Source organism: Methylophilus sp. UBA6697, from assembly GCF_002454655.1.
Lineage (GTDB): Bacteria > Pseudomonadota > Gammaproteobacteria > Burkholderiales > Methylophilaceae > Methylophilus.
Genome location: NZ_DKJH01000026.1, coordinates 63,720 through 76,644, shown reverse-complemented (window position 1 = coordinate 76,644; position 12,925 = coordinate 63,720). Strand labels below are relative to the sequence as shown.

At 47.8% G+C, this 12,925-nt stretch carries 10 protein-coding genes; 5 read left to right on the top strand and 5 right to left on the bottom strand.

The window, feature by feature from the left end:
- Nucleotides 1–63: 63 nt before the first annotated feature.
- From B3355_RS08240 to pip, 5 genes are all read right to left on the bottom strand, one after another.
- The gene (locus B3355_RS08240) at nt 64–2,139 is read right to left on the bottom strand and encodes a bifunctional diguanylate cyclase/phosphodiesterase (protein WP_292782490.1); all 2,076 of its coding nucleotides are present in this window, start codon (nt 2,137–2,139) and stop codon (nt 64–66) included.
- 7 nt (nt 2,140–2,146) lie between these two features.
- Nucleotides 2,147–2,674 carry a YfiR family protein gene (locus tag B3355_RS08235; protein WP_019883538.1) on the bottom strand — a complete coding sequence of 176 codons (528 nt, stop codon included), beginning with the start codon at nt 2,672–2,674 and terminating at the stop codon, nt 2,147–2,149.
- 245 nt (nt 2,675–2,919) lie between these two features.
- Nucleotides 2,920–4,425, bottom strand: a complete 1,506-nt coding sequence (locus tag B3355_RS08230; protein ID WP_292782488.1) for a tetratricopeptide repeat protein — start codon at nt 4,423–4,425, stop codon at nt 2,920–2,922.
- Between the two features lie 122 nt (nt 4,426–4,547).
- Complete coding sequence (locus tag B3355_RS08225) at nt 4,548–5,846, bottom strand: YhjD/YihY/BrkB family envelope integrity protein (protein ID WP_292782486.1); 1,299 nt, start codon at nt 5,844–5,846, stop codon at nt 4,548–4,550.
- Between the two features lie 27 nt (nt 5,847–5,873).
- A complete protein-coding gene (gene pip, locus B3355_RS08220) occupies nt 5,874–6,824 on the bottom strand; it encodes a prolyl aminopeptidase (protein ID WP_292782483.1) in 951 nt (316 codons plus the stop codon).
- A 306-nt stretch (nt 6,825–7,130) separates the two neighbouring features.
- Between pip and B3355_RS08215 the strand changes: the two genes are divergently transcribed.
- From B3355_RS08215 to B3355_RS08195, 5 genes are all read left to right on the top strand, one after another.
- Entirely contained in the window at nt 7,131–8,996 is a 1,866-nt protein-coding gene (locus tag B3355_RS08215; RefSeq protein ID WP_019883532.1) for a PQQ-dependent dehydrogenase, methanol/ethanol family, read from the top strand.
- 245 nt (nt 8,997–9,241) lie between these two features.
- A complete protein-coding gene (locus tag B3355_RS08210) occupies nt 9,242–10,120 on the top strand; it encodes a quinoprotein dehydrogenase-associated putative ABC transporter substrate-binding protein (protein ID WP_019883531.1) in 879 nt (292 codons plus the stop codon).
- A gap of 226 nt (nt 10,121–10,346) precedes the next feature.
- Nucleotides 10,347–10,829: a c-type cytochrome gene (locus B3355_RS08205; RefSeq protein WP_019883529.1), complete on the top strand. Its 483-nt coding sequence runs from the start codon at nt 10,347–10,349 to the stop codon at nt 10,827–10,829.
- Nucleotides 10,830–11,006: 177 nt separating this feature from the next.
- The gene (locus B3355_RS08200; protein WP_019883527.1) at nt 11,007–11,480 is read left to right on the top strand and encodes a c-type cytochrome; all 474 of its coding nucleotides are present in this window, start codon (nt 11,007–11,009) and stop codon (nt 11,478–11,480) included.
- A gap of 68 nt (nt 11,481–11,548) precedes the next feature.
- Complete coding sequence (locus B3355_RS08195) at nt 11,549–12,874, top strand: NAD(P)/FAD-dependent oxidoreductase (RefSeq protein WP_292782479.1); 1,326 nt, start codon at nt 11,549–11,551, stop codon at nt 12,872–12,874.
- Nucleotides 12,875–12,925 lie beyond the last annotated feature (51 nt).

Genomic DNA, 12,925 nt, shown 5'->3' with positions numbered 1-12,925 from the left:
TTATTGTTTATTTTTATATAACGGCTAAATCCGGCTATTTTTGATTGTCGATGCCTGTATTTTTTAGACTTCTGACCCTGCAATTTTACGAAAAACGCTCGGAATACTTTCCGGAAACTCGGCCATGAACGCTGTGGTTTGGCTGGCAGACAAGGCGGCGCTAAATAAATAGCCCTGCACATGGTGGCAGAGTTTGTATTGCAGGTATTCAAACTGGATCGCGCTTTCTACGCCTTCAGCAACCACTTTCAAATTAAGGCTGACCGCCAGGGCGACCAAGGCGTCGACAATGGCGATATCGACTTTGTCTTGCGGGATGCCCGCCGTAAACTGCTTGTCAATTTTGAGGATATCGACTGGTAATTGCTTGAGGTAATTCATCGACGAATGGCCGATGCCAAAGTCGTCGATGGCAATGCCTATGCCCAATTGTTTGAGTGAATAAAGAATTTGCTTGGCCGACTCAATATTGCGCATCACCATAGACTCTGTGATTTCCAGATTGAGCGTGCGTGGAGACACATGGTAAAAGTCCAGCGCATGGCGGATGGTGTCTGACAAACTGTCATCATCCAGTTGGCGCGAGGAAATGTTCACGTTCATGAACAAGTCACGGTCGAACATTTCCTGCCACATCGCCAGTTGTTTGAGTGACTGGTGGATGACCCAGGCGCCAATGCTGATAATCAGCCCGGAGCCTTCTGCCAGGTGAATAAACTGGTCTGGCGTCAGCAGGCCTTTGGTCGGATGGCGCCATCTGAGCAGTGCTTCAAAACCAATGGTTTTCAGCAGTTGTGTGTGGATGATCGGCTGGTAATACAGCTCCAGCTCCTGGTTTTGCTGGGCGAAGTGCAACTCTTCACGCAGGTTGCGCAACTCGGAGGTATTGGCCTCATCCGATTCACTGTAAAAGCGGAAGGTATTGCGTCCGGCATCTTTGGCCTGATAAAGCGCCACATCCGCATTTTTCATGACTTCCGTTTTCGAGTCAAAACCGGGCCGCAACAGCGCAATTCCGATGCTGACACCAATATGGATTTCATGGTCGTCGACGATAAACTGCGCAGAAATGGTTTGGATAATGCGTTTGCAGACCTGCTCGATCAGCGTGCGTCCGGGCGCATCCAGCAATATGGCAAATTCGTCACCGCCCAGGCGGAAAATAGCGTCTTCTTGCGACATGTTGCCGCGCAGCCTGTGAGCCACTTGTTGCAACAGTTTGTCGCCAGTATTGTGGCCAAAGGCATCATTGACGATTTTGAAACGATCCAGATCTAGCAGCAGCAGGTAAATATGCTTGCGGTCATCTGGCGTGGCAGTGATTTTACGTGTGATCGCTTCTTCAAACGCATGGCGATTCAGCAGTTGGGTATTTTTATCGTAATGGGCTAAAAACTGCAGTTTTTCTTCAATAACTTTGCGATGTTCCAGTTCAGCTTGTAACTGGGCGTCTCGCTGGCGAATACTTTCCAGCATATTGTTAATATCATGGCTCAGCATGCCAATTTCATCGGCGCTGGTTACCTTGATGCGCTGGTCGTAATGGTGGTTGCGTGTGATCTTGCTGACAAAGCTTTGCAGTGCATGAATCGGGTCCACAATATTGCGGTTCAATCGCCACATAATCAGGCAGCCGACTAAGGCCGCCGCCAGTACGGCAATGGCATTCGACCAGGCAAAGCCAATTAATACATCGACAATTTGTTCTTGTTTGATGGTGGCATGCAAACTGCCCACGGTTTTTTCATTGACCACAATCGGCGTGGTCACTTCCATGTCGCCAAAGTAGGGATATAACCATTGCCAGCCCGCTGGGCTTTGGGGGTGCTGTGGATGCAGGCTTTGCAGCGGTTGTTGTTGCTGGTTAAGAATGACGACGCTGCGGATATTCTGGTTGTCTGTAAGTGGCTCTAGTGTTTTGGCGGCTGAGCTTACCTCGCCAAACATGACGGCGGGGCCGATCGAGTTTGCCACCACATTCATTTGTACCAGGATATCGCGAATCAGGTGGGAGCGCAGGCTGTGGTAATGGCTACCAAACGCAAAGACAATAAACACCAGCAACATACTTAAGGTCATCACCAGTTCGGTGAGCAGCAGTTTGTGTGCAATTTTGAGGTGAGGTAATAGTCTTAACATACTCAAGTTAATTAATGATATTGGTCGCCAGTTTCATCAGTCGCGTGTCAAATACAATGCCGGCCTGTTTTGCCGAGGTCAGATGCAAGGCAAACTGGTAATGCTTATCCTGCTCATTGATTTCTACATGCCCATACTCAGAAAATTTATTACCGTTATACACCACGGTCAATACGGATTCTTTCTGAATGATTTGTTGTAATTCTAGCGGCTTTTGTGAGCCATAGTCTTGAATATATAACAGATTGCAGCGCTTGACGTCGGTTGGTGCTTTTACAGTGACCAAAAATATCTGCAAATTCTGTAATTTTTGCGATTCCAGCGCGGTGGCCTTCAAATGGCCGATATCTTCTTCAAATGCACAAATCGCATAAGTGTCTTGCGGCTGGCGGTTGGGCATCTGGCTCAGTAGCGCCAGGTTAAACAGTAATTCACTCTTGGTTTCGCGGACTTGCTCAGCCCCTGCCTGGGATAGGCCGCTGGCACCCATGCCGAGCAAGGGGAGTAATAAGCATGTCCGGCGCACTGAAATCATATTGAGCTGACTCCATCAGAGTTGGTTGAGGTGACACGCGATGAGGTGTATTGCAACGCAATCTTTCCGGATGGTTGCATCAGTTGCAAGCCCTGCTTCTGTGCCGGTTTAAATAGCCATTCCTCATCAAGTATCATACCTTGCGCCATGGAATCTACAATCAGCAATTTTGATAAATTCTGTATCAGTTTGATAAGCCAGTCACAGCATCTTGGCTGTGATAAACGTTGGATGTGCCGCTTGGCTTAATACTGGCTGCGTGCGGTTGGCAGGTGTGCGGCAGGTTTCAAGTCAAATGCCACGCAAATGCGCTCTGCTTCGGCATGGAAGGGGATGGTTCTGTGAAACAGCGATGACGGAAATAACACAATATCGCCGACGGCTGGTTTGATAAAGCGCGTTGGGAAATTGTCATGTAATTGCGGGTATTGGTCGCCATGTGTGCCATACTCAAAAGCACCTTCCTGCGGATCTTCCGTCTCTGGCATAGCGAGATAAACGGCGCCACTGAGCCAGCCAATTTCATGAATATGGGCATCCAGATGGCCGCCTTTTTGCATGTTGACGTACCAGGAGCTGGTGAATTCCAGTGATTCTGGGAAGTGGGTGATCAAGGCACAATCAGCCTGGCTGAATTGGGCCTGGTAATGGCGGAACTCACGTTTAACCAACTCGCCCAGCGCCCTGAAGGCCGCTTCAGGCCGCTTGAATAAATTGCCGGCAGACTGTTTGCCATTGGTCAGGCGCGCTTGCTTACGCTCGGCGATATCGGCCTGCGCAATATTGGCCAGTAATTCTGCTAGTAACGGGCTGCCCGGTGCCAGTTCTGGCAGGCTGCGGTGATAAACAAACGACAGGCCATCCGGACAAAACTGGTAAGGGTCCGCCTGGTCGTGGTTGAGGCTGTAATGTGTGGATAGAGTCGCAATAAACGGTGCGGTATGTGGCCCCTGCTTAATAATGTCATCGCGTAACTGCTTGAACGCTTCGAACTTTTCGGCACGGTATAAGCAGTAAAGTACCCTGGATTGCCAGTCATCCAATTGCGAGGCCTGAAAGTGCGGAATCGCCTCTTCAAATCGCTTGGCCAGGTATAAAAACTCGCCCATATTGTAGTTGGCGCCCGGGTGTTGCGGGTTGCGTTGTAGTGCCTGCTGGTAATGTTGCACCGCTTTGGTCATGTCGCCCTGGTCGCGCCAAGTTTCGCCCAGGTTGTTATAGGCGTCCGTGTAGTTGGGGAATAATGCGATGGCGCGTTCATAACTTTGCACGGCTGCCGGCAATTGCCCTTTGTCACGCAGTACTGTTCCAAGGTTGAAATGGCCGCGCGCATCTTGTGGCTGGATGCGCAATCCCTGTTGGTAGCTAGCCATCGCCTCATCCAGTTTGCCCTGTTTTTGTAGCACCGTGCCCAGGTTGCCATGCGCTTCAAAAAACTGCGGATTCAGCGCAATGGCTTTGCGGTAAGCCTGTTCGGCGGTGGCTAATGCATCAAGCTGGGTTTGTACAATGGCATAGTTAAACCACAGTTCTGCGGCTTTCGGGTTGAGTTGCAACGCTGTTTCGTATGCACTTGCTGCCTCCGGGTACTGCTGGGTTTGGTCCAGCGCCAGCGCCAGCAGGTGATGTAAGACAAACTCTCGCGGATGCTGTGCCGCCAATGGGCGTGCCCGTTGAATGACGGCAGTAAATTGTCCGTGATTCAACTGTTGTATCAGCGTATTGATTTCTTGCGAAAGTGGGATGGCCATCGTGCAAAATTCCAAAGATAGTTACAATTTTGTAACACATCTTACAATTCTGCAATGGTTGTGTGACTTGATTTAGCGCAAAACGCGGCTGATCTATGTTGTTTATTCAGGCACTGGGCTGTTTATACGGCGCTTGATGATACAAATGTGTTCTTTACCTGCGCATGATGGGAGAGTTGTTTTAGCAGGCGCACAGCAATATGCGGGTCTTCCTGCAACAGGTTCTCCATGCAGTCGGCATAAATTTCAATCACTGATGCTTCTGGCGAGACGACCACCGCGCTGGCCGTTACGGGTTGCGCCGAGAACAGGGCGATGTCACCAAAAAAATCACCATACTGCAAGATGCGCAGTGTCTTCTCGCTGCCGTCAGTGTGTTTTTGCGTCAAATGCAAGCTGCCATCGACCACCATATAGTAGTGATGGCTGGCATCCCCCTCTTTCAGCACATAACTGCCTTGCGCATAGGTTTTACCGTATTTGCCCATCAGCGCCTGCAAGTAGTGTTGCTGGTTGGGGATATCTTCAAACAGGCCTTTCAGTAGCAATACGTCTTTTTGCCTCAGTGTGACCATTAACTCTATGCCCACCAGAAACACGGCAAAATTAAGATAAAGCCAGCTGATGGAGACAAACATGGCCTTCATGCTGCCGAACACGGCGCCAAAGTTTTTATTCACGCTTAAAAACAAGCCAAAGGCCGGGCGCATCAGCATCCACAAGGTGGCGGTGAGCAGGGCGGATAACAGCAAATGGCGCCAGTGCACATTGAGCGGGCAAAAGGTGTGATAAAAACCTGCAATCAATAGCGTGGTTAAAGTAAGCGATAGTAGTGAGCCGACTACATTGATCGATGCGGATGGCAAATGGTTGGCTAAGAAAACAATAATAGACTCCAGCACAAAACCGGCGGCGGTAAACAAGAAGAACACCAGCAATACACCCAGCACGGCGACGATATCGCGTAACTTTTTATGCCAGAAAGAAGGCACGTCATTGCGGCTGGCAATCAGGTGAAAGCTGGCGCGCATATGTGTTGCCAGTGGTGTGATGGTCCATAACAACACAAAAAAACCAACCGCGCCCCAGGCGGCTTTGGTGCGGGTATTTTCATACACTTCTATCATGATGCGCTGGCTGAATTCTGGCAGCAGGTTGCTGGTCAGAATGGCCAGCTTCACAATGGCGTAATCGGACGAATACACCAGGTGGCTGATTAAAAAGAAAATCAGCACGATCAGCGGAATCAGTGCGAACAAAGCGTAAAAGGAGAGTGCGGCAGAAAGCCCCATTAACCTGTGCTTGGCCACGCCTTGCCAGGTTGTTTTTATCACGAACAGCGGCGTGCAGTAGCTATAGGCCGATAATTGCTGCTTCAGGCCGCGCCACTGTGTTTGTAATGTCGTCCATAACGCAGGCATACACTCCGCTTTCATTGGGGGTGATTGTTAGGAACTGAGTTGCTTGTATTGTTCCGTCGCATTCAATAAAGCCTGGCACGTACCAGCCTCCATCGCTGAGTGACCGGCATCCGGCACCATGACCAAGGTCGCGTGTGGCAGTACTTTGCTTAATTCCCAGGCAGTTTGTGGCGGACACACCATGTCATAACGCCCTTGCACAATGGTTGTCGGGATGGATCTCAGTTGCTCCGCGGCTGCCTGTAACATTTGATCGCCATCGACAAAGCATAAGTGCTGAATGTAGTGAATTTGTACCCGTGCCCGCGCCAGTTCGACGGCGCCATTGACCTCTGCACTGTCTGCTTTAGGGATCAGGCTCATAATGCTGGATTCAAATGCGTTCCAGCGGATGGCTGCTGGAATACTGATGGCAGTGTCAGCGTCAAACACCTGTGTGGCATAGTAATCCAGGACATTTTCCTGATGGCTGGTGGGCACCGGTGCCAGCAGTGTCTGCCAGGCCTCCGGGAAGAAAAGCGCTACCTGGCCCAAAAACCAGGCTATCTCATGCTGCCTGCTCAAAAAGATACCGCGCAAAGTCAGGCTGATCACTGTGTCAGGATGGCCGTTTGCATAGGCTAATGCCAGCGTGCTCCCCCATGAGCCTCCAAACACATGCCAGCGATCAATATTCAAGTGCTGGCGTATCGCCTCTATATCTGTCACCAGGTCTTGCGTCGTATTGTCTATGGTCTGCCCAGCTGGCAGGCTGCGACCACATCCGCGTTGATCAAACAAAATGATGTGGTAATGCGCAGGGTCAAAAAAGCGTCTTTGTCCCGGATTGCAGCCGCTGCCAGGGCCGCCATGTAGAAAAATAACGGGTACGCCATGCGGGTTGCCGCATTGTTCAATATAGATTGAATGTAACGGGCTGACTGCAATATGGGTATTTGTAAACGGCTGGCATTCAGGATAAAGGTAGAGGGTGCTCATAAATTATTTTCTTAACTGTATGATTTTTAATGGTAATTTATTTTATGACAAGCTTGCTTAAAAATAACAAAAAATATTTCGAAATATTTGTAACCGATTTGTAACCAAACTGTTGCAATTGAAAACAAATTGTTCTATATTGCAATCCTCACATGCGGCAAGTGATAAATTCTAAGGTGTTTCAGGAGTTTTTCCCTTGTCTCTGGAGTGAAAAGTATGCGGGAGATTTGGTTTGCCAATCCTAGTGGTGGCAGAATTTAACGTGTACTTAATATTAAACCCTTAGTTCTAACTTTGGAGATCAATATGCAAGTTAACAAAATCAAACTGGCCTTGGGTCTGGTAGCAGCATTGCCATTGGTTGCTTTCGCAGCAGCTGACCAAGAAGCCGCGTTGAAAGATGCCAACAACTGGGCACATCCACGTGGTCAACACAACAACAACGGTTACAGCGCCTTGGCACAAATCAACAAGGGTAACGTTAAAAACCTGAAAGCAGCTTGGACATTCGCTACTGGTGTAAACCGTGGTCATGAAGGTTCACCAGTGGTTGTGGGCAACATGATGTACGTTCACACAGCTTTCCCAAACAACGTATACGCTCTGGATCTGAACGACAATCAAAAAATCGTTTGGTCCTATTTCCCTAAACAAGACCCAAGCGTTCAAGCAGTTCTGTGCTGTGACAACGTTTCTCGTGGTCTGGGCTACGGCGACGGTAAAATCTATCTGCAACAAAACGACGGTATGTTGGTTGCTTTAGATGCAAAAACCGGTGCTAAAGTATGGGACGTTAAGAACACTGATCCAAAAGTTGGTGCAACTAACACTAACGCTCCACACGTAATCAAAGACAAAGTATTGACCGGTTGCTCAGGTGCTGAGTTCGGCGTACGTTGCTTTATCGCTGCATACAACCTGAAAGACGGCTCTCTGGCATGGAAAGCATTCTCTACAGGTCCAGACAGCGAAGTATTGATCGGTGCTGACTTCAACAAAGAAAACCCATCCTACAATGCTCTGTCAGTTTACGAAGATGTAAACGGCGGTAACAAACAAGGTGGTTCTTTCAAAAAATTGGCTAACGACAGCCTGAAAATTGGTGAAAAAGAACTGGGTACACGTACTTGGTTGAAACCACAAGCTGTTAAAGACGGCTGGCAACATGGTGGCGGTTCCGTATGGGGCTGGTGGCCATATGATGCACGTACAAACCTGGTTTACTACGGTACTGGTAACCCATCCGTATGGAACCCAGATGTACGTCCAGGCGACAACAAATGGTCTATGACAATTTTCGCTCGTGATTTGGACACTGGTGTGGCTAAATGGGGCATGCAAATGACTCCACACGATGAGTGGGACTACGATGGTATTAACGAAGTAATCCTGTTCGACAAAGGTGGCAAAACTTACGCATGGCACCATGACCGTAACGGTTTCATCTACACATGGAACGCTCATAACGGTTCATTGGTTGCAGCTGAAAAAGTACACCCATTCGTTAACTGGGCAACTGATGTTGACCTGAAAACAGGTGTGCCAAACAAATTGGCAACTGCTTCTACTCACCAAGACTACAACGCTAAGGGTGTTTGCCCAGCTGCTTTGGGTACTAAAGACCAACAGCCTGCTGCTTACTCTCCAAAAACTGGTTTGGTGTACACACCATTGAACCACGTATGTATGACATACGAGCCAGTTGAGTCTAAATACGTTGCTGGTCAACCATGGGTTGGTGCTACTTTGACTATGTTTGCTGGTCCTGACGGCGTAATGGGTGGCTTCGGCGCTTATGATCCAATGACCAACAAAAAAGTTTGGTACAACAAAGAGAAATTCTCTGCATGGGGCGGTGCTCTGACTACAGCTTCTAACATCGTGTTCTACGGTACTTTGGATCGTTGGTTCAAAGCTGTTGATGCACAAAACGGTAAAGAACTGTGGAAATTCCAAGTTGGTTCCGGCGTGATTGGTAATGCATTCACATACGGCAACAAGGGTAAACAATACGTTGGTGTACTGTCCGGTATCGGCGGTTGGGCTGGTGTTGCGATGAACTTGGGTATGACCAACGACACAGACGCACTGGGTGCTGCTGGTGGTTACAAAGAGTTGACTAAGTACAACGCTGCTCCTGGCGGCGGTGCACTGAACGTTTTCTCACTGTAATTTGAGCTTGTCTTAAGTTACACGTAGTAATACGTTGACTCCTCTAACACCCTGCTTCGGCAGGGTGTTTTTTTTCATGAATATCATGATTCAAAAGTATCGCAATAAAATTAAATGTGTTTTGGCTACAAATGAAAACGCATTCACGCTAAGATGATTCACTTTGTCGTTGATTGGTAGAACTTTTGAGCGAAGCCAGGCTCCAAAAACGACAGGAAACAATCACAAAAAAGGATGAAGTCAAAATGAGAATTACATGGAATATTCTGGGTGCGTTTGCGATGATGTTTGCCACACAAAGTGTGGTGTTTGCTGAAGAGATTGACATCCCCTCTCTAAATCCGGACGAAGGCCGTATAGGTGAAGTGCGCCGTGTCGCGGATGAGTCCGAATTTAAAGTCTGCTCAGACCCGGACAATATGCCTTACTCCAATATCAAACTGGAAGGCTTCGAAGACAAGATTGCCAAGGTACTGGCAGATGATCTCGGTAAAAAATTGACCTTTCAATATGCCTATAATCGCCAGGGCTTCTTGCGTAATACGATCAACGCCATGCGATGTGATGTGATTATCGGCATGACTTCTGATTTTGATGGTTTGAGAACATCCAAACCTTACTATCGTTCCGGCCATGTGTTCGTTTGGCGTAAAGACAGTAACTATGACATTAACAACTGGGATTCACCGGATTTGAAAAAAGGCATTATCGGCATTGTTGATAAAAGCCCGGCAACGATTCCTTTGAACGATTACGATTTGATGACCAATGCACGCCCTTATCGCTTGCAGCGTGATTTAAATTTGCCAACCAGCTTCATTATTGATGACCTGGTGAAAGGTGATATTGATGTTGCTGTGATGTGGGGCCCAATTGCTGGCTATTTTGCCAAGCATTCTAAAGTGCCTTTAGAAGTACGCCTGATTCCTGAATACAACAAGGTGAACCTTAAAGGTAAGGAATACTGGAATATTTCTGTGGCTGTGCGCATGAAAGATAAAGACCGCATCAAGATGATCAACGAAGCTCTGGAGCGCAACAAAGATAAGATCGATGCAATCCTGAAAGATTACGGTATTCCAACGGTGCCAGTGGTTGAAGGCGACAGTGTGTATAAAAAGTAACACACATAGTGAAAAAGTTTTAAAAACAGGCAGTTGCTAATGACAAGGTAAAAGAAACGCAGTAGAATCGTGGCCTTGTTTTGAGATGGCTAAGTGAAATATTCTGTAATTAATTTCGGAAATATTCGTCAACCGTTTCTGGAACGATTCGTTAAATGAGCATACGTTAATGTTGGTTGGGTCTTGATGTTAACGTCGCTCATTTTGTTTAGGATTAGGAGAAAACATGTTAGGCAACACATTTAAATCAGCATTGTTGATTTCCTTGATGGCATTTGCCACAGGTGCGATGGCTGATATCACTTTTTCAGCTACTCAAGACGGCTCAACCATCAGTATCGATAAAGCAATGTTTGATACAGACGCTTCGAAAGAGTTTTTAGCTACAGGTAAAAACCCTTACATCGGTAACGATGAGGCGATTAAAAAAGGCAAAAAGATTTTCAATCTGTACTCTTGCGTGGCCTGTCACGGTGGTAAAGGTGAAGGCGCAGTAGGTCCAGGCTTGATCGGTTCAAACTTCCGTTACGCGAAAAACGCAACGAACAAAGGTATGTTTGAAACTATCTGGCACGGTACTAACGGTGGTATGGGTGCTAAAGGCTTTGGCTTGATGGCTCCAGATGATGGTATCAAACCAGATGAAGTGCTGAAAGTGATTGCTTTCATTCGTAGCAATAGCAATGTAGGCACGACAGGTAACGAGTAATTCGTTACGAATAAAAACGGTCACTAAGGTGACCGTTTTTTGTTTTTGTGGCACAATAAATGCAGTCGGTTTGATTATAAAAAACAATTAAAAACCGTTTTATTTCAAAGAACATGGATCTTAGGAAAGATGGGGGTAATCATGAGAAGTATGCTTTTAACTACACTGCTCGCCGCAATGCTGGCAGCCTGTAATAACGGTGGTCAATCTGGTGCTGCAGCGGATGCTGGTGGTGACATCAAGGCGATTCAGTTTGTGGCAACACAAGATGGTCAGCCGCTGGCAATTGACGTGAAAATGTTTGATACACCAGCAGCAAAAGAGTTTTTGGCGACGGGTAAAAACCCTTACATCGGCAATGAAGAGGCGATTAAAGAGGGTAAGAAAAGATTTAACCTGTATTCTTGTGTAGCTTGCCACGGTGGGCATGGTGAAGGCGCAGTTGGTCCTGGTTTGATTGGTGAAAATTTCCGTTATTCCAAAAATGCAACCAACAAAGGAATGTTTGAAACGATTTGGCATGGTACCAATGGTGGTATGGGTGCTAAAGGTTTTGGTTTGATGGCGCCAGATGATGGTTTGAAACCGGATGATGTGTTGAAAGTTATCGCGTTTATTCGTAGTCATGCCAAAATTACTGGTAACGAATAACGGTATAATTAAGTTGTTGTGCGCGCTTGGCAGTACGGCAGGCGCGCTTTTTTATTGAAGGATAGAGCGTGACAGACGAAAATGATTTACACCATGTCATCATTGTAGGTGGCGGTGCAGGTGGCCTTGAGTTGGCGACCAAACTGGGTGACTCTCTGGGCAAGAAGAAAAAGGCCAGAATTACGCTGATTGATGCCACCAGAACCCATGTATGGAAACCATTGCTGCATGAAATTGCAGCGGGCAGTATGGACCCTGACCGTCATGAGTTGGAGTACCTTGCACAAGCGCACTGGCATCATTTTAAATTTCGTCTGGGTCGTATGGATGGCCTCAACCGTAGCACACGTGAAGTGTTGCTGGCGCCGGTGCATGATGAAGATGGTAATGAAATTATTGCGCGTCGTTCGTTCAAATACGATACCCTGATTATTGCCGTGGGTAGCACGACCAATGATTTCGGCATTAAGGGCGCACGCGAGTTCTCGATGGCGCTGGACACACAGGCGCAAGCGCAGAAATTCCATCGCTATTTGCATAACGCTTTATTACGTGCGCAAACCCAGCCCGAGGCATTAAAACCTGGTCAACTGGAAGTAGCCATTGTTGGCGCGGGTGCGACAGGTGTTGAGTTGGCGGCAGAATTACATAATACAACGCGTGAGTTGGCCGCTTATGGCCTGGACAAAATTGATGCGGACCGTGACGTCAAGATTTCCTTGATCGAAGCCAGCGACCGTATCTTGCCTGCATTACCGGCTAAACTATCTTATGCGGTAGACGTAGAGTTGCGTAAGCTGCGTGTCAATGTGTTTACCGGTGAGCGCGTGACCGAAGTGTCTGAAAAAGGCATTACTACACACAGTGGTCGCACCATTCCGGCAGAACTCGTGGTGTGGGCAGCTGGTATCAAGGCACCGGACTTCCTGAAAGATATCGATGGCTTGGAAACCAACCGGATTAATCAGTTGGTGGTCAATCAGCATCTGCAAAGCACGCGTGACGAGAACATTTTTGCTTTCGGTGACTGCGCAGCTTGTCCATGGTTAGGCCATGACACCACTGTGCCGCCACGTGCTCAGGCGGCGCACCAACAGTCCTCTTTACTGGTGAAAACAGTCAAGGCGCGCGTGGCTGGTAAAGCACAATTGCCCGAATTCCACTATACCGATTACGGTTCATTGGTGAACCTGGGTAAATACTCGACTGTTGGCAGCCTGATGGGCGCCGTTGCAGGTGGCAGTATGTACATTCAGGGCCTGTTTGCGCGCGTGATGTATCGCTCTTTGTATAAGATGCATTTGATGGCATTACACGGTATTTTTGCCGTGATTGTGCATACCATCGGGCGTATTATTTCAAGACGTACTGAGCCGCATGTAAAACTGCACTAATGGCATGGCAATAAAAAAGGCGCTTCAGGCGCCTTTTTTATTGGGTAAACT

Bases quoted from the DNA above. Each gene is read 5' to 3' on its own strand.
- B3355_RS08240 (WP_292782490.1), bottom strand. From the start codon at position 2,139: ATGTTAAGACTATTACCTCACCTCAAAATTGCACACAAACTGCTGCTC.
- B3355_RS08235 (WP_019883538.1), bottom strand. From the start codon at position 2,674: ATGATTTCAGTGCGCCGGACATGCTTATTACTCCCCTTGCTCGGCATG.
- B3355_RS08230 (WP_292782488.1), bottom strand. From the start codon at position 4,425: ATGGCCATCCCACTTTCGCAAGAAATCAATACGCTGATACAACAGTTG.
- B3355_RS08225 (WP_292782486.1), bottom strand. From the start codon at position 5,846: ATGCCTGCGTTATGGACGACATTACAAACACAGTGGCGCGGCCTGAAG.
- pip (WP_292782483.1), bottom strand. From the start codon at position 6,824: ATGAGCACCCTCTACCTTTATCCTGAATGCCAGCCGTTTACAAATACC.
- B3355_RS08215 (WP_019883532.1), top strand. From the start codon at position 7,131: ATGCAAGTTAACAAAATCAAACTGGCCTTGGGTCTGGTAGCAGCATTG.
- B3355_RS08210 (WP_019883531.1), top strand. From the start codon at position 9,242: ATGAGAATTACATGGAATATTCTGGGTGCGTTTGCGATGATGTTTGCC.
- B3355_RS08205 (WP_019883529.1), top strand. From the start codon at position 10,347: ATGTTAGGCAACACATTTAAATCAGCATTGTTGATTTCCTTGATGGCA.
- B3355_RS08200 (WP_019883527.1), top strand. From the start codon at position 11,007: ATGCTGGCAGCCTGTAATAACGGTGGTCAATCTGGTGCTGCAGCGGAT.